The organism is Nitrosomonas communis (assembly GCF_001007935.1).
GTDB lineage: Bacteria > Pseudomonadota > Gammaproteobacteria > Burkholderiales > Nitrosomonadaceae > Nitrosomonas > Nitrosomonas communis.
The window spans coordinates 2421896-2439244 of record NZ_CP011451.1 but is presented as its reverse complement, the minus strand read 5'-3'; the positions used below and the strand labels follow the sequence as shown (position 1 = coordinate 2439244).

General features: G+C 42.9%; 16 protein-coding genes, 2 pseudogenes and 1 riboswitch. Of the genes and pseudogenes, 10 read left to right on the top strand and 8 right to left on the bottom strand.

The genetic code is table 11. The features are described from left to right. Positions 1 to 195: 195 nt before the first annotated feature. The 6 genes from AAW31_RS11060 to AAW31_RS11040 form a co-directional block, all read right to left on the bottom strand. Positions 196 to 1668: an ISNCY-like element ISNco1 family transposase gene (locus AAW31_RS11060; RefSeq protein WP_046851577.1), complete on the bottom strand. Its 1473-nt coding sequence runs from the start codon at positions 1666 to 1668 to the stop codon at positions 196 to 198. Positions 1669 to 1794: 126 nt separating this feature from the next. After that, positions 1795 to 3231 carry an AmpG family muropeptide MFS transporter gene (locus tag AAW31_RS11055; RefSeq protein WP_235264360.1) on the bottom strand — a complete coding sequence of 479 codons (1437 nt, stop codon included), beginning with the start codon at positions 3229 to 3231 and terminating at the stop codon, positions 1795 to 1797. Beyond that, positions 3228 to 4001, bottom strand: coding sequence for an exodeoxyribonuclease III (locus AAW31_RS11050; protein ID WP_046850264.1), 774 nt, complete (start codon positions 3999 to 4001; stop codon positions 3228 to 3230). Before AAW31_RS11050 ends, AAW31_RS11055 begins: the two co-directional genes overlap by 4 nt. Positions 4002 to 4171: 170 nt before the next feature. Beyond that, entirely contained in the window at positions 4172 to 5200 is a 1029-nt protein-coding gene (locus AAW31_RS11045) for a Y-family DNA polymerase (RefSeq protein ID WP_309567358.1), read from the bottom strand. Then, positions 5200 to 5481, bottom strand: coding sequence for a Y-family DNA polymerase (locus AAW31_RS23235; RefSeq protein WP_309567357.1), 282 nt, complete (start codon positions 5479 to 5481; stop codon positions 5200 to 5202). The genes AAW31_RS11045 and AAW31_RS23235 overlap by 1 nt, the downstream gene beginning before the upstream one ends. 8 nt (positions 5482 to 5489) lie before the next feature. Beyond that, on the bottom strand, positions 5490 to 5960 hold the full coding sequence (locus AAW31_RS11040) for a LexA family protein (RefSeq protein ID WP_082110427.1): 471 nt from the start codon (positions 5958 to 5960) through the stop codon (positions 5490 to 5492). 551 nt (positions 5961 to 6511) lie between these two features. On the opposite strand from AAW31_RS11040, the gene AAW31_RS11035 reads away from it, so the two are divergent. The 4 genes and pseudogenes from AAW31_RS11035 to AAW31_RS22180 all read left to right on the top strand — a co-directional run bounded on the left by AAW31_RS11035 (position 6512) and on the right by AAW31_RS22180 (position 8538). Beyond that, positions 6512 to 6769 (top strand): hypothetical protein, encoded by a 258-nt coding sequence (locus tag AAW31_RS11035; RefSeq protein ID WP_139297497.1) that lies wholly within the window; start codon positions 6512 to 6514, stop codon positions 6767 to 6769. 331 nt (positions 6770 to 7100) lie between these two features. After that, positions 7101 to 7229 (top strand): hypothetical protein, encoded by a 129-nt coding sequence (locus tag AAW31_RS23160; RefSeq protein ID WP_258920392.1) that lies wholly within the window; start codon positions 7101 to 7103, stop codon positions 7227 to 7229. Positions 7230 to 7410: 181 nt separating this feature from the next. After that, positions 7411 to 7828, top strand: a pseudogene (locus AAW31_RS11030) (IS5 family transposase); the annotation flags it as partial. 311 nt (positions 7829 to 8139) lie between these two features. Beyond that, positions 8140 to 8538, top strand: a pseudogene (locus tag AAW31_RS22180) (addiction module antidote protein). 299 nt (positions 8539 to 8837) lie between these two features. Here AAW31_RS22180 and AAW31_RS19015 read toward each other — a convergent pair. Next, positions 8838 to 9665, bottom strand: coding sequence for a hypothetical protein (locus AAW31_RS19015; protein ID WP_052752211.1), 828 nt, complete (start codon positions 9663 to 9665; stop codon positions 8838 to 8840). A gap of 1623 nt (positions 9666 to 11288) precedes the next feature. On the opposite strand from AAW31_RS19015, the gene AAW31_RS11015 reads away from it, so the two are divergent. Continuing rightward, positions 11289 to 11582, top strand: a complete 294-nt coding sequence (locus AAW31_RS11015) for a hypothetical protein (RefSeq protein WP_046850262.1) — start codon at positions 11289 to 11291, stop codon at positions 11580 to 11582. A gap of 365 nt (positions 11583 to 11947) precedes the next feature. Here AAW31_RS11015 and AAW31_RS11010 read toward each other — a convergent pair whose 3' ends face one another. Further along, entirely contained in the window at positions 11948 to 12181 is a 234-nt protein-coding gene (locus AAW31_RS11010) for a hypothetical protein (RefSeq protein WP_046850261.1), read from the bottom strand. Between the two features lie 337 nt (positions 12182 to 12518). Between AAW31_RS11010 and AAW31_RS23655 the strand changes: the two genes are divergently transcribed. The 5 genes from AAW31_RS23655 (at position 12519) to AAW31_RS10985 (ending at position 17325) form a co-directional block, all read left to right on the top strand. Next, entirely contained in the window at positions 12519 to 12740 is a 222-nt protein-coding gene (locus tag AAW31_RS23655) for a transposase (RefSeq protein WP_144412930.1), read from the top strand. A gap of 468 nt (positions 12741 to 13208) precedes the next feature. Continuing rightward, positions 13209 to 13850, top strand: a complete 642-nt coding sequence (gene pyrE / locus AAW31_RS11000) for an orotate phosphoribosyltransferase (protein ID WP_046850259.1) — start codon at positions 13209 to 13211, stop codon at positions 13848 to 13850. Between the two features lie 190 nt (positions 13851 to 14040). Beyond that, a riboswitch (guanidine-I (ykkC/yxkD leader) is annotated at positions 14041 to 14147 on the top strand. Between the two features lie 351 nt (positions 14148 to 14498). Continuing rightward, positions 14499 to 15929 (top strand): APC family permease, encoded by a 1431-nt coding sequence (locus AAW31_RS10995; protein ID WP_082110426.1) that lies wholly within the window; start codon positions 14499 to 14501, stop codon positions 15927 to 15929. Beyond that, complete coding sequence (locus AAW31_RS10990) at positions 15926 to 16657, top strand: urea amidolyase associated protein UAAP1 (protein WP_046850258.1); 732 nt, start codon at positions 15926 to 15928, stop codon at positions 16655 to 16657. The genes AAW31_RS10995 and AAW31_RS10990 overlap by 4 nt, the downstream gene beginning before the upstream one ends. Then, entirely contained in the window at positions 16654 to 17325 is a 672-nt protein-coding gene (locus AAW31_RS10985) for an urea amidolyase associated protein UAAP2 (RefSeq protein WP_046850257.1), read from the top strand. Before AAW31_RS10990 ends, AAW31_RS10985 begins: the two co-directional genes overlap by 4 nt. The last annotated feature ends 24 nt before the right edge of the window (positions 17326 to 17349 follow it).

The window sequence follows — 17349 nt, the reverse complement described above, 5'->3', positions numbered from 1 at the left end:
CAGTCCGAAAACCCCATTTTTTCACCAGTAATCTGCTTAATTTTTAAGTGCCTTTGTAAAAATGCAACGAAACCATACATCCAAAAAAGCCTCTGATTGTATTTTTGTGAGGCATGGCATGAAAAATACGGTTTCTACCCAGCACTCACCACTGATTGCTCGCAATCAGGCGGTTTTTTGCGTTAGCGGGAGAGCTTAAGCTGCTTGTTGGTGCTTTAAATGACGTTTTATCGCTTTACGTTCACGCTCCACATCCTGCTGCCATAGAATATCACCTATTCGGCGGATATTTCTGGCGACAATAGCCAGCGCAACATAACGTTTAAAACCACCCATGCCATGATCTAGGCATTTGTCTAGTCCGTGCACCTGCAGCGCATTGATTGCTGACTCTACTGCTGAGTGCGCACGACGGGCTTTAACAAATTCTTCCATTTGTTCTATTGCTTTGCGCTCTTTGGATAGTTTGCCTTTTTTGGGCAGCGTAACCTGCTCAAGATGTTGGGCTAATTCAGCCTGGTTAGCAGGTGAATGAAAACCTTTATCGAAGCTGCAGGCATTGAGTATGGGAAAGCGTTTTTTAGCTTGCGTGACCATGTTTACCGCAATTTGATCATCGGTTTGTCTTTCCATTACGTGATGGTGCAAGATGAATTGATGCTGGTCTTCCAGAATGCACACTTTGACGCCTAACTCGACAGGCACACCGGCTTTGCCTTTACTGACCCATTCGGTGTGGGGTTCAAAAATGGAGAATACTTTTTCCTGGTGAGGAATGATTTCGCCTTTGATAACACGACGCTCAATTTGGTCTATTTGGCGCTTGGCATGTTGGAGGTAGTCTTCAATTTCAATCTTTTGCAGCAACTCGCGCGTAGCAGTTGTAGCCAGCTTGGTTAAGGTGGTTTGAATTTTTTTCACGTAACATTGGGCTTGCTCAATATAGGCCTGATACGCTTGAATCGTTTGTAGGTTGCTTTGTTGGTCTGCGGCTTTGCGGCGCTTCTTGCTCTGTGCATTGCGCATAAGTCGTTTTAATTGACGTAGATTGTAGCGATATTGCCGCCAGTCGCTTAAGTGCTGGCTTTCGCACCAGCGCGCCGTCAGCGTAATCGCTTTGCGCAGGGCATCCCCCAATAAGTTGATGTCGGTTAGAAAATGCACATCGGTTTCAACCACAAAGGAGTCGCACCGCCCACGCAGGGCGCTTTCGTCCTTTTTTATGAGGATATGCCCTCCCTCGACGATGATCTGGTTTAATCTGTCCAGCAATTCTGGCGTGAACAAACTGACATTATCCACCAGGGTTTGATAGGCATATTGCTTGTCTTCATCGTACAGACTATGCCCCAACATTGCGCGCAAGGTCCTGTGCTGGTTGACCAATTCGTGCAGACGGTCATAATCAGCATTTAAGTCCAGCCGTAATACGCCACATACCAGGACACTCCATAGGGTCATGCCAGGACGACCATTGTGCTTATCCACCTTGGGGGCAATTTCACTTTCCAGTAAGGCAAAAACTTTGTGGCACAATGCCTCATCCAGGTACAGGTGCTGTAAGCCGCGCAGTATCTTCGGAATATCATCTCGTGATCTCAAGTCAAATTTGATGTGGGATACATCAATTTCACCTAATTCCATCTGGGTATTTTGCACTACGCGCATTTGATTTCCACTTGAACGAAGTTTGTCTTTGAGGACAATATTTTCGCTGATTTGAATCGAAGTTTGAAATTGTTTTGCTTGAAAATACGCCAAAACCACCTAATAACGGCACTTTCACTCAATTTTTCAGCAATCTTCTTTTCTTGAATTAGACGCAACCCTATGTTTATTATAGAAGAAGAGGGTTTTCGGGCCGACACTAGATAGTTTAAGTTCTATTCGCCCGACCATCCATACCAAAAGGAGAACAGGTAAACCAAGTAAGGTAGTGCCGGTAAAAAATAGCGCATACCCATACGTATCTACAAATTGCCCACTAAAACCAGCAATAAATTTCGGGAGCAATAACATGGTTGAACTAAATAAAGCATACTGGGTCGCTGAATAGGCAGAATTAGTCAATCCTGAAAGATAAGCGATAAATGCTGAAGAAGCGATTCCAGCGGAAAGGTTATCGGCAGAAATAGTCAATATAAGTGCAGTAATATCGTGCCCTTTCATCGATAACCAGACAAATAACAAATTAGTCACGGCAGATAAAATGGCACCAAAGAATAACGTTTTAATCACACCCAATCTGACTATCAACAGCCCTCCTATTGCCGCACCTAGAATTGTCATGATGACACCATACACTTTTGAGACGGCTGCTACTTCATCTTTGGTATAGCCCATGTCAACATAGAAAGGGTTGCTCATCACGCCCATTACCACATCCGAAATGCGATAGATAGCGATCAAAGTCAGTATCAAGATAGCATGATAGCCATGCCGTACAATAAAATTCTGAAAAGGTGCAATCAAGGCACCGTATAACCAGATTAATAATTGCGTAAGAGGAGTATTTAAATTCCAGCGTGCAATTATTTGGCTGGCTTGTCTTTCATTTTCCACAACAAGATGATTGATGGAAACATCAGGCTCCTGAATAATAAATGTAGTGATAATACCCACCGCCATAGAGGCTGCCATAACCAGATAAGCTATTCGCCAAGACTGATAATCATAATCAGCTGGATTACCATCTAACGAGGCTGCAATCCACAACACCCCCGCAGAAGCCAATATCATCGCCAAACGATAACCCGCTTGATAAGTAGCCGCCATCGCACCTTGTAATCTTAGTTCGACTGCCTCGATTCGATAAGCATCTAGTGCAATATCTTGAGTAGCTGAAGCAAAAGCAACTGCTAATGCAAAAAAAACCATGTGGGAGAGATTTTCAAGTGGGTCAGTACTCGCCATGCCCACCAAAGCGATCGTGATCGTGGTCTGCGAAAGCAGTAACCAAGCACGGCGTCGACCTAGCAATCGCGTTAAGAGTGGTAAGGGAAGACGATCGACCAAGGGGGACCACATCCATTTAAAGCCATAAGCCAGACCAATCCAGCTTAAATGGCCTATGGTAGTGCGATCAACACCTGCTTCTCTTAACCAGAAGGATAATGTACCAAGTATCAGCAACATGGGCAACCCTGCGGAAAAACCCAGTGCCAGCATGCCCATCACCCTGGGGTGCGCATAGATACGACAAACACTCAGCCAACTAGCAATGGTACTCATAAGTAATGATCGTAATCAATGATGAGCGGCGCATGATCCGAGAAGCGTTCCTCCTTATAAATAGATACGCTAGTTGCTTTGCTGGCGATCACAGGGGTCGCAACTTGATAATCGATACGCCATCCTACATTTTTTGCCCATGCCTGCCCGCGATTTGACCACCAGGTGTATCGTTCTGGTGATGGCTCAATTTTTCGGAACACATCAATGAAATTTAATTCCTCAAAAACTGCTGTCAACCAAGCGCGCTCCTCTGGAAGAAATCCTGAATTCTTTTGATTAGCGCGCCAATTTTTTAGATCGATTTCCTTATGAGCGATATTCCAGTCTCCGCACAAAATGAATTCTCTGCCACTACCAGCCAGTGCCTGCAAAATCGGGAAGAACCGCTCCATGAAAAAGAACTTGATAACTTGCCGATGTTCACCACTCGCTCCTGAAGGAAGATAAATTGATATGATGCTCAAATTGCCAAAATCTGCACGTAAATATCGCCCTTCAAAATCGATTTCCGGAATTCCTATGCCTTTAATGATTTTGTCAGGTGCATAGCGAGAATACACCCCTACCCCACTATAGCCTTTTTTATCTGAACAATGAAAATAACCTTGGTAGCCATTCGGAATTTTCATTTCAGTGGTCATATCATTAAGTTGGGCCTTCAACTCCTGAACACACACAATATCAGCTTGTTGCTGAGTCATCCATTGAAAGAAACCCTTATTAGCTGCAGAACGTACCCCATTCAAGTTAAGCGTTATAATCCTCATATGAACAACATAACCTATTGATTTAATTATTAATAAATATCATTTTGCTCATTATGTACCATATACTGTATCCGTTTTTTGTTTTTTTGGCAGAATCCACTATAGATAGAAATGAAACAATAGAGAATACATAGGCTTCGAACTTGAGCCCTGATCAAATGGTCCTTTGATTAATACGCGTATGCAATCGGGACATCGTTCCAGTTCGTTGTATAGCAAGGTGACACTTTCCCCCGATGCATGGACCATGATTTCCTCTTACTTGTTGAAAATACCGATAAGGTATCACGTCCATATCTTTGATTTATCTGGTCTAATACACACATTAATTTTGCTGATCTACCCCCTGCGCCATACAGTTCAAACAATGGCTCCTGTTGTTTTGCTGCAGAATCAATGCAGCTCAAGATCACGCCTGCTTTTTTATAAGCATAACCTTGCCGGTAGATACACTTAAGACCAAATAGCGCCGCCCTGATCAGCAAACGTGTATCACTGCTGGCATTGGGCAAGGGCACAGTCATGCTGTTACTGTATCGTTTATCCTGTTCACGGAAGGAATTGGTCTGGATAAACACTTGGATTACATTACAAATTGAGTTCTGACGGCGCAGCTTTTCTGCCGCACTGCTCATGTAGCTGGCAACAGCTTCGCTGAGCTCAGGCAAGCTATAAACAAGCTGGCCAAACGAGCGGGAAGAAATGATCTGCTTCCTAGGTACTGATACTTCTTCCAATGCCAGACACGATACCCCGCGTAGCTCATAACCTAAGCGTTCCATGACTACTCCGAACTTGGTACGTAGCCAGGAGGGAGGCGTATCACGTAATGCTTTCACAGTGCTTATACCGAATGCATTAAGATGCTGGCTCAAGTGTCGCCCCACGCCCCATACTGCGCCCACTTCGATAGCCGATAATAAAGCCTCCAACTGTGCGGATGGTATGGAAGCGAGATCGCATACGCCATTGAATTCCGGTTGCTTTTTGGCAATATGATTAGCCAGCTTCGCCAATGTCTTAGTAATCCCAAAGCCAACACATACCGGCAAGCTGGTCCACTGGCGTATGCGCTGACGGATGGATTGACCCATGTTCGTAGGCGTTAACCAAAGTTTGTCCAAACCCTGCAGACCAAGGAAACACTCGTCAATGGAATAGACTTCAACATGGGGACTGAAACCACGCAATATGGTCATTACGCGGTCCGACATATCACTATAAAGGGTATATAGTTCGATGAAAGCGCAATGATGTGATGCTGCCTTGCTAAATCCTTGAGCTTGAACCATGGTGTGCCTATTTTGACCCCAAGTATTCGCACCTCATGAGAGTGGGCCACCGAGCAACCATCATTATTGGAGAGCACCACCACTGGCCGATTGATCAGGTTCGGATTGAAGGCACGCTCACAGCTGACATAAAAATTATTCACGTCTACCAGAGCGAACATCGGTTGACTAATAAGAGAATTGCTCATAGTAATGCTCACACCGCAAAGCGTGTGACTGTTCCTACCACCACTCCCCATACCTGCAATTCTTCATCTACCTTAAAACGAATCGGTAAATAAGCGGGATTATCAGCATGCAGTTCGATTACATTATTACAAGTATACAATCGCTTCACAGTGTATTCATTGTTAATCACTGCCAGCACGATGTGTCCGTACTTAGGCTTGATGGAACGATCCACCACCAGCATAACGCCACCGTATATATGTGCACCGCTCATGGAATCGCCAACGACACGAAAAAAATATGTCGCCGCTTTATTGCGTACCAGATAATGGTTGAGATCCAGCCTTTTCTCAACATATTCATCTGCAGGAGATGGAAACCCGGCAGAAATGCGATGCTGCAATAACGGCAATATACAAACGGCAGGGTCAATCTCTGCACGCAGTAAGGAGGATCGCGTCGAGGCATCAGTAGGTACAAAAGAAACAATGGTTGTCATGAGGAATCTTCATTACATGATGAGACCGACAGTATAAAACACTCATTTAACGAATAACAATGTAACGATATGTACACAGACGTTTTACTCCTGCTTATCCACGCGCCAAACTGATCGAGCGGCATTATGCTGCGTCAGTGCTATCTTATTCCAACTTGGGTTTCTACGAATGGAAACATTTATCAACAAAAGAAATAAACTATTCTATATTTCTACCAAAGATGCCAGTCTCTTCCCCCTTCGCAGGCTTATAGGAGACCGCAATAGTTAATATATGATGTTTTAATGCTATTCTTATGAAACCGCTCTCTTCATAACAGATGCAATTATGAGCGGCGCCATCTGTAATAAGACGGATAAGTAATCAGGGGGAAAAGTTGATTCGACCAGCCAATGGATAAGTAAACATAATAGCTGCGTATCTGATTACTTAGCAGCATCTTTAATTTTCTTAAATGGTCTCAATCCGTCTAGGGAGAGTTTAAATTATAAGTTACGTGGAAAAAGATGCCGATAGATTTAATAGAATCATCAAGCAAATGGAGATAATAATGAGCTGGCAACCAATAAACACGGCACCGAAGGATAGGAGAATATTGCTTGCTTATGTTAACCCTGATCCCAATGAGTTAACAGAAAAGACTTTGGTGTGTATAGGAAGATATTTTAATAATAAATTTATATATGAAGGCGATAGGACCGCAATAAGGTTGTGGACCGCTTCCTGCGATCCGGTAGCTTGGCAGGAATTACCTAAATTTAAGGGAGTGATTGATAGTCTTAATAAAGACGCTAACATGGAATCATGAATGAATATACCTAATTCCATCTCCAAATCAAAAATGACGCGAAGGCAAGCCGCAGACAGTATCAATACAATAATACGGTAAGGTGAAGCCGACAAAGTCAGTTTTGATTTAGAAATGGAATAATACCTATGAATGGCAGGTCGAGCGTACAGAACAGAATGTTCTTTTTGCCGCGCCCATGTTATCTTTAAAGTGACCTCCTCACAGCAGGTTACTGGTCGTGTGGCAGCCGATCAATCCATCCATCCGCTTAAACTCCAACACAGGCAGCTAATATCCTGAGTGTCTGCGATGCATCTGCTACACTACAGAAGAAGATAAAGCGCTCGTTTTGATTGCCAATGATTTCGAACGCTCTGCTCAGGCCATTGCTGATCTACAGGTGATTGTGGCAATCATTATTTATTTGCTGCACGCCTGCTCATCAGTCATTCCCCACTCTTTATTCATGCAGCAATAGGCCAGACTGATCCGTGACAGCGTCTTCACTGGCAATCCATAGAACCCTTGGTCGCTCCCCCGCCAAGGCCTTAAATCTTTTATTACCCTAAGGTCTGTTGACGTTTTAAGAGAGGTATTTCATAGATAGAAACAAACTCGTAATATTGGGGTTTGCATACCACCAACAAAACGAGTTTGCGCTGCCTCGAATGATGATGCTCAATGATGAGTACTGGTCGAAGCTGGAGGAGATTCTGCCTCAAGAATCGATTGATAACAAGCGCAATCTACGCATGACGGTAAAAGGAATATTGTATCGAATGCGGGTTAGCTGTCCATGGCGCAACCTGCCCCAGGCATTCGGCTGCTGGAATTCCATCTATAAAAGATTCAATGCATGGGCATTGAGCAGGAAATGGATCCATATTTTTAAAGCACTGGCTATTGATCTGGATTGGGAATGGGAATTTATTGATGGCAGAGCTATGTTAAAGCGCAAAGCCATAGTGCGGGAGCAGCGAGTAAAGAATCTCAAGCTGAAGGCCAAAAGCCGTGCAGGCAATACCACAAAGATACCATTTGGCAGTTGATGGTTATAGCTTGTCAGTTGATAGAGAACACGAGTTTTGTCAAATTTCGACTTGGTAATTTTGAAGTTTTTTAAATGTAATATCAAATACTCATATAGTACAAATTGTAATCAGCCAGCTTACACCTCCCAACAACCAACCATGTATGAATATATTGAAGCGGTGAAATATGCCTCGATTGCTACACAAGAATTTAATGAATAGTCCGGTAAACTAATTCTGGCAATCTGCAATAAATTATTGTCTTGCCTCAATCAAGTTGAAAATGGCAATTTTAGTAATGACAGAACGATCGAAACCGGGTTGATCAAGCTGCGCTATTTTTTAGCAACAGCATTTATGTATTACCCAATCCGCCAGCAGCACATTATTTTACTGTTGGTGTATAGTAATAAATCTGGTCAAGAGCGAGACATTAAGAAAAGAGAAAATACTTTTAAAATTCTTGGAGGTTTGAAAATGACTATCAGAACAAGACATTTCAACATCCCTGCACACCTTGAGACGGACGAGGACATTCGCAAGTTCTTGCGCAAAACCACTCATTCCGGAGTTGCATCCGATTTTATTCTGGCATTGAAAACTGCTGCTCGCGCTAGGGGTATGGCCGAAATCGCGGCACGAGCCAGAGTATCGTGAACTAGCTTATACAAATCACTCTCGGAAAACGGCAATCCGCGATTTGGCACCATTGCCAAGATTGTCAAAATATTTAGGTGCAAACTTGTAATATTTTGAAGCGCTACAAATAGAATATGCAGCGGTCGTGTGCTAATGACCAGTCGAAGAAAATCAGGCGGAGTTATTTTCTCCGTTGTGAGTTTGTATTCCTCGCGCCCGCCCGACCGCAGAAAACTAGAGGCGTAAAGAACTGATTGCTATCGGATGCGGTTAACCGATTTGGCTCAATTAAAGGCGTTATCAACACCTGAGTACGAGATAAACGAAGAGGCAGAAAGCCAAAGCCAGGTGGTTTGACCGGGAAAACCAAAAAGGCCGCATATGCGGCCTTTTTGTATCTTTATGTAACAGTTACGTTACTGTGCCGAATTTTGACCCTGCTGATTCTGATTCTGATTTTGCTGACCCTGATTTGAATTTAAAACACTGGAGTTAACACCCTGCAGAGAATTAGCAGTTAAACTTGCGTTTGCACGTTGCTGACTATCTTCAAAGGCGTTGCAAGCTTGGTCTTGTGTCTCATCCACCTTGGTGAGCGTGGAAGAACCATGGTAAATATCAAATTCATTTCTACTTTCACAAGTCCATGTATTCGGCGTTGAACTCGCTTCATCCGAGGTGCAGTCCACCGTTACTGACCGAACGAAATCAGCAGTTTGCCCATCTCCTCTGACCCATTTAGCAAGAAGACCTAAATGAGCTCCCGTCGAACCGGTGTTCGTTCCTGTCGTACCCGTGGTATCGGAGGTTTCGCCAGCAGTAACGACAGTGCCTTCTACCGTTGCCATGAAAGCACTACTGATCACATGTTTACCATGGACGCTGTAAGCTGTTTGCTGGCCTTGGCTAGAATCTGTTCCTCCAGTTCCTCCACTTCCACCAGTTGCACTAGAAAGAGAACTATGCATTTTTACATTAAGATTAAATCGCTCATTCGGAAACTTATCCCATTCATAACAAGCGGCCTGATCATTACTACCAGTGGTACCAGTACCGCCAGTAATATTCGTACCGCCCGTGGTACCAGTACCGCCAGTGGTATTAGTACCGCCAGTGGTGTCAGTGCCACCAGTGGTATTAGTACCACCTGTGGTCCCAGTGGTCTGAGCGAATGCCATGCTGGCAAACATACATGTACCGATCAATATGAGTGTTTTCTTCAATGTTAAAGTAGATTTATACATACTGCCTCCTTATAACTTATAGCTTATAGCCAAGCTTATAGAGAATAAGTGTGATGCATGAAAAACTGCATTAGTTAGTTCTCTTTTAGTCGGCTAATAAACCAGAAATTATTAAAATGAAAGATAGGAAGAAATTATTAAAATAATAAGAATGATTAAAAAGAAGAAGCTATCAACAAAGGAAATAAGTCCACTTTAAACAATGAATAAATCATTGTTTAAAGTTGTTCAAGGTAATTTCACTTTGTTGTTTAGCAATATAAAGGAGTAGCAAATAACAAAGCAATAATGCAAATGCATACAATTTTTATTTTAAGAGCAATATGAGACTAATAATAAGTTATTAAATATCCTATAAATACATATTCTTATATAAATTTATCATTTGAATGAATGTCACTTTTACAAAATTAAACATTCACGAAGAATATCTTCTCAATATAAAAAAATAACTGGAAATTACAAAAGGTTTAGGCAGCTTGTCTCAGCATTAATGTAGTTTCGCTAAAATGCCAACAGATCCTCAGGCAAGAAAACCTGACGGCAACACAATTGAAATAACAGCTGAAGGAAACGGCACACCTATCAACGTTGAGACCCTACATAAGAAATCCTACAAATGATAAGGTAAACGCTTTTATTAGTTGATGAACATCAATAAGGATGCGGTACATAGCGATAAGAAAGGAGTCAGAGAACTATGCCATGTACCGCAAAGGGGATAAAAAACATATACATAACCGATGACGTAATGGCAGAACATCAGCAGGTATGCACTAAAATACTCCCATAATAGGAGTATTAATTAGTACTCATTCTCACTAACAAAGTTCAAACAAATTCAAATATAAAATAACTCGGTGAGGTGTAAATTAGCTCACCGACTTATCTAAGACTATGGCTAGCATTAATAACACCATTAGTACAAATAGGTTATCGGCCATGATGCTAAAATCTTTAGCATATTTTTGAAGCAATCTAAATCAAGCTTTATCCTTGCTCAAGATCAGGCTGTTATCCACAGCTTTATCCACGGAAAATGTGGATAATAAACAAACCTAGCAAAACCCATGATTTTAAAATTATGGCTTTTTACTCACAGCACTTCTTATTGCTCCCAGCCTGTTCTATGTTTCAGTAGGTCGCACATCATAGCGGGATAAGAACCACAAGAAGAACAAATTGCACAAAAAGAAATCAAAAAGATAAAACACCGAGCCAATATTACTAAACAATCAGAATTACTTTGAATAACTAGCAAAAACAATACGTGTAATTAATACCATCGTATCGGATCAAGCGGATCAACTAGATTAGAGGCTTAAAGCCTTATCCTTATATCAAACAAAGCAAGCTATAAAAACAAGCAATATCTGTTATAGGCGTAGCGTTGAACGCCTGGTTATTCCGGTATAAGCGTACCATTTAGTTGTTAAACATGGATTGCTTGGAAAAAATTCCGCACTGTTGCGACAACTTTATAAGGAGCAAATAATGAAAAAGTCACATCGGAATATCGTAGTTAAGCTAAATCGTGATTACTCCATCACCCTTAGCCAGTTCTGAAATGAGAAAAATTACTCTGGCTTACTATTTGTCAATTTTGAATCATACGATAATCTCTTGTACAAGAATACAAACTACGTTATTGCTCCAGTACTTAAACAATTAAATCATCAAGATAAGATAATTGTTGCCCCCTCTGTCATTGAGAATAATACGACTCTTATACTTGAATACGGCTCTCTTTTTGTGGTGCATCATATTCTGGAAAACGAATATGGTGAGATTGAGGGACTTCAACCAGGTTATTCAATTATTACGCTCAATTTCCTATATCAACTCAATGAAGAAATTGTCGTTGGTAAGAGAGAGCCATTCTGGTTCGAATTGTCACCTACTAAAAACCTTCATTAGCCTGACCCTATTCTTCTAAAATTCACATAATCCAATGGTTACAATAAATGGAAACAAAATACTAACCAAATTCTGGATAACAAGGTATCTCACAAGGTGCGCTGTGAAGAGTGGAGCCGGATGTAAGCACCGGAGCGAAGGGATGGGGATTAGCAACAATTTGCGGTTGGTGGTAGCGCAGGCGTTACCAATTGAACTCCATGCTGTCAAACAATCAGACACACAGCTAGTTTATCAAGAAATCATCACTTGCCACCAGGGCGACATATCAGATGCATTAGATTGCCAAATGCGAGCGTTTATCTACTGGATGTCAACAACTAATATAGCACGGGTTGTAATCGGCAAGCACAAAGCCAAGCTTACTAATATTCGTCTGCTGGGGCTACTACGACAACCACATGGGAATGCATTTTGGGATGATCAATAATCTCAATCACACGAACAAGAACCGGTTCAAGTGTTTCAGGATCAACAAGAAAAGGCCGACTGATGATATCGCCTTCGTTTGGCAGCATACTGGATACATCACATAACTCATTAATATATAAAATTCTGCGATCATCCCATGGACGTACAGCCCATTTCACGACTGCCATGTTAACTATCCCAAAGATTAAAGACGTAGATTACAACAAGATTACAGTAGATTTATGCTATTGGCAAATTAAAACTTATACTACAACTTAATGAAACAAAAGAATTTATTATATATCTTACCACTTGATGTTAGTGAATAAATTTATGCTTTAAGGCGTCTGGGTGTGACTTATAAAAGAACCTGCCTTACCCAAAGACAAACGAAGAAGAGCGGCCTATCTTTCAGAAAAAAATTGAAGGCTATGAACGCGAAGGACGCGTCATTGTTTATCTCGATGAAAGAGGCTTTGCGCACGACATGCCCCTCACGCATGGCTATGCTCCTGGGGATTAACATTGATCAATGCCAACATCTTCCATGCGTGGGTTACACAGGACCTTTTGACCAAGTTCCTGCCCGCTTGCGTAATTATCATGGACAACGCGACGTTCTACAAACGGCAGGGTGTCAAAACCGCCTTTGCCAATGCCGGGTATACGCTTAAATACCTGCTGTCTTATTCTCCAGACTTCAATGACATTGAAACAGAGAAATTTTATCAAGGAACAAGCCCCTAGGCAGAATGTACTCTTCCATAAACACTTTGGTTGATGCCTTATGGAAGAAATGATTGAGGACGGGATGTATGAGCCAACCACATTCTGGAATTAATACCGCAGCCATGGCGTCAGCGAAGAATGGATGACAAAAAAGACAACTGTTAAAAACCCTACAAATGTTTGTGCTTTTGGATGCAGTAGGAAAAATGTCAATCATTGCATAATGTATAAACCAAGGCGGTTGGTTAATTCTCGGTTTATTATTGTTTTGTCTTGCGGATTTTTATATCGGTTAGCAACATGGTAAAAATTGTGTTTGCGATAAACAATTTTTTTCATAGATGAAGAGCAAACTGTATATAAAACAGCAAATAATAAACAGCCAAAAACCGCTTAAAATATAAACTTAAGCCAAAACTGTAGCTATGCAGAATACACCATTTATCTTTAGCATTATAATTCGCATTTTTATGAATTATTAGAGCTATGCCAGATTTTAAACAAGCCTTTATTGAATTTGCCATCGAACGTAATGTGCTGCGCTTTGGTGAATTCAAGACCAAATCAGGACGTCTGTCACCCTATTTTTTTAATGCGGGGTTATTTAATGATGGCAATTCACTCCATAAACTCGGCCAATTCTACGCGCAAGCCATTTTAGCTGCCCAACTCCCGCTTGATATGTTGTTTGGCCCCGCATACAAAGGGATCCCGCTTGTCAGCGCGATTGCCATTGCGCTAGCTGAGATGGGTCATAATTATGCTTTCTGTTTTAATCGAAAAGAAATCAAAGATCATGGCGAAGGAGGCAATATTATCGGTGCGCCACTCGCAGGCCAAGTGCTGATTGTCGATGATGTGATCACTGCAGGCACATCCGTCCAGGAATCTGTCGATCTTATTCGTACTGCTTCAGCCACACCTTGTGGTGTTGTCGTTGCGCTGGATCGCATGGAGCGAGGCCGCCATGAGAAATCTGCTATCCAGGATGTTGAACAGATGCACCACATCCCGGTGATCAGCATTATCAATTTGGATAATATTATGGATTATTTAGTGGCCAGAGGCGATATGGCACCTGATTTATTAGCCATTAAGCGTTATCGCGCACAGTATGGTGTTGCTTGACCCACACCTTCCTAGTCTAGTAAATCTATAAGCAAGATACTATACGAGGAGTTCGCCATTTACCATCAATTTCGAAAATACAAATTTGTTTTTCTAAAAAAGATATGTTAACTTTATTCTTGAAATCGTTTCTTAGTATTCATTAACTATTGAGAGGCGTCACTAAGTTGTATCATGTTATACAACTGATGTAATAGCAAACTAGGGTTCCGGCTTCTTGCTTTAGAAGTGTCTGGTCCGAGAGTTTCTGGCTTCAGTAATAACGAAGCTCCACGGAGGGATAAAAGCCCGGGAGAAACGTAATGTTTTGACACATTACGACTCTCGGTATTTGACCTGATGATTTAAAGGAGGCTTCGTTATGTACATATCAATCTTATATTCATTTCACCACTTTCTTTCCAGCAATAGTACTGGAAAAAATCTAACACTTGCTACGGCCGATTCATGGATACAGGCCAATGTGAGTAATTCGAGTTGGTCAGAAAAAAATACGCAATGCCTGACCGTTCATTTTTTTCCAACTACTTCCAGGTTTAAACGAGCTATCGCTCTCAGGCTAAGCTTTTTACCGATCTTCAGCTTCTCAGTTAATTGAGAGCTTTAACTCGGATTGAATCATTTCTCATTATTTTTATGAGGCATACCATGTCAACCGTTCATAGTCACAAAAGCTTTTCATCTGAAATGAAATCAACTGATCCCCAAATGCTTAATCGCAGCATGGGCATCTGGAATAGCTTTACGCTTGGCTTCGCTGTGGTTTCTCCTGTGGTTGGGCTTTATGCCATAGTCGGTGTCCAAACCAATGTCACTGGTGGAGGCTGGTTCACAGCGCTCGTGATCTGTTTAATCATGCAGTTATTAGTTGCGACCGTCTACGCCGAGCTCTCTTCCCAATTTCCGATTGCAGGCGGCGCTTACAAATGGGCGCGCCAACTCGGTGGAACGATTACAGGCCAGTACGCTGGGATCATTTATGTCAGCTCAACCATCGCCATGCTGACCACAACCGCTTATACCGGAGGAATCTGGCTCGCTATTCTATTTGATGCTCCAAGTGGAACTGGCTTTATAATGGTATGCTGGGGTATGGTTTTTCTGCTCATTTGCATGTTGCTCAATCTTGCTCATGTAAATGTGTTCAAGTCGATCATTGCACTTGGGGTATATGCCGAAATCATTGGATCATTTGGTATTGCCCTGTTACTTTTCCTGTTTTTCCGGGAACATCCCGTTTCCGAATTATTCCAGAACCTGGGTAGCGGTACAGCACCGGACAAACTTTCTGCTTTTTTAGCTGCACTCGCCATTGCCGGCTGGGCATTCATCGGATTTGATGCCTGCTCAACCACTTCAGAGGAAACGCACCAGCCCAAGCGCATGGTACCGCGCGCGATTTTTTTCTCGTTATGCGCGGTAGGTACCGTGGTCGTCTTCAATTCTGCTGCATTAACGTTATCGTTTGATCACGATACCCTGGCAAAAACCAGTGCAACATTTGACCCTATTACACCGCTGATTACCACCCATATTGGAGATTGGTTTGAGAAACCCTTTCTGGCGATTGTCGTGATCGCTTTTCTCGCTTGCGGTGCATCCGTCGTGAAGTACACCTCCCGCATCGTCTTCTCCATGGCGCGTGAAGGCAGCCTGCCTGCACCACTCAGCCGCGTAACTACTGCTAAAACACCAAGAAATGCGATTCTCTGCACAGTATTTTTGGCTGGCCTGGGACTATTGTTCGGGCTCCATGATCAGGCTGTCGCTACCATCATCGCATTTGGTACAGGCGGTCTCTATGCCATGTTTTCCATGACCACAGGCGTCGGTTTATACACTCGGCTCACCGGCCGCTGGGATCCAGCGCTGGGGGAATTAAGATTAGGACGGTGGGGTCTGATCATCAATATCATCGCTTTTCTCTGGTCATTATTCGAGTTAATTAATATTGCGTGGCCACGCACCTACTTGGCTTCACCCAATGCGCCCTGGTGGCAGCTTTGGGCAGTACCGCTGGTTCTGGGAAGCATCCTAAGCGCAACAACCTTAACCATTCTGATAAGGAGAAACAAATGAATCAAGAGAATATATCCCTATGGGAAGAACCTATTCCGGGCGGATGCCACTGGTCAGGCATACTGCGTCGCGGAATTACTCTGCGTTTAGCCGATGTCAGCGGTAACGCCAATGCAGCGGTTTTATTCTTCAATCAAGAAGAAAAACTAGAGCGCTACAATATGGCCGATACGTTGAAGGCACAACATACTTTTCACTTGACTAGGGGACATGCCTGTTACTCCGATATGGGTCGGATATTCTGCTGCATTACAGCTGACACAGTAGGGTGGCATGATACCGTATGTGGCTTGAGTGATCGCACACTGATCCAGCAAAAATATGGCATCACCCGTTACCAAGAACATCGCAATCAAATGTATCGCAATGGTTTGGATGGCATGTTGATCGAACTTGGCAAATGGGGGCTGGGCATGCGTGACATCGTAGCCAATATAAATTTTTTCAGCAAAGTAACTGCCAATGATGCAGGTGAACTCACCTTCCATCGCAACCACAGTAAAGCAGGCAGTTATGTCGATCTGAGTTTTGAAATGGATACATTGGTTGTCCTTTCTACCGCTCCTCATCCGCTTGATACCAACACAACTTATCAACCCGGTACTGTCCATCTGGCTGCCTTTACTACCTCCTCCGCGGCAGCTTCGGAGTGCAAACAAATTGCCGAGAACCTGCGTGGATTGCACAATACTCATCGGTTCTATCCCCCTTGTGGAGGTGCATTATGAATACGTTTCAATTGATCGAAAGTCAACTTAATCCTGATGCTGCTATCATTGATGAAATTTGTGCGGCAGGTGAGCCTTGGGTCAAGATAGTTAAACAGGGACAGATTTTTCGTATTGTTGACCTGGAAGGCAATCAGGCCGTCGATACGCTATTTTTCAATGCAAATCATGCATGGGAGCGCTATAGCGTGGCAGACACGATACGCGCGCAGAATAAGCTATATCTGACCACTGGCAGCAAGCTCTGCTCCAATTTTGGCAATGTCATGCTCACGATCACTGCGGACACCTGTGGACGTCATGACACGCTGGGCGGTGCCTGTTCCGCAGAAAGCAACACCGTGCGTTACGCGCTGGAAAAATACCCGATGCATAGCTGCCGCGATAATTTTCTGCATGCACTCGCACATGAAACCGCTTGCGGGCACCTTGACATGAGCAAGCGCGATATTCCGAGCAATATCAATTTTTTTATGAATGTGCCTGTCACAGAGGATGGTAGATTGGAATTTGTAGACGGTATTTCTGCGCCTGGCAAGTATGTCGAAATGCGCGCTGAAATGGATGTATTGGTATTGATCTCGAATTGTCCGCAGCTGAATAATCCTTGCAATGCTTACAACCCAACACCGATCAGATTACTGGTCTGGGAGACGTCAGCCAGTTAATGATTGATCCATGAAGGATAAAAC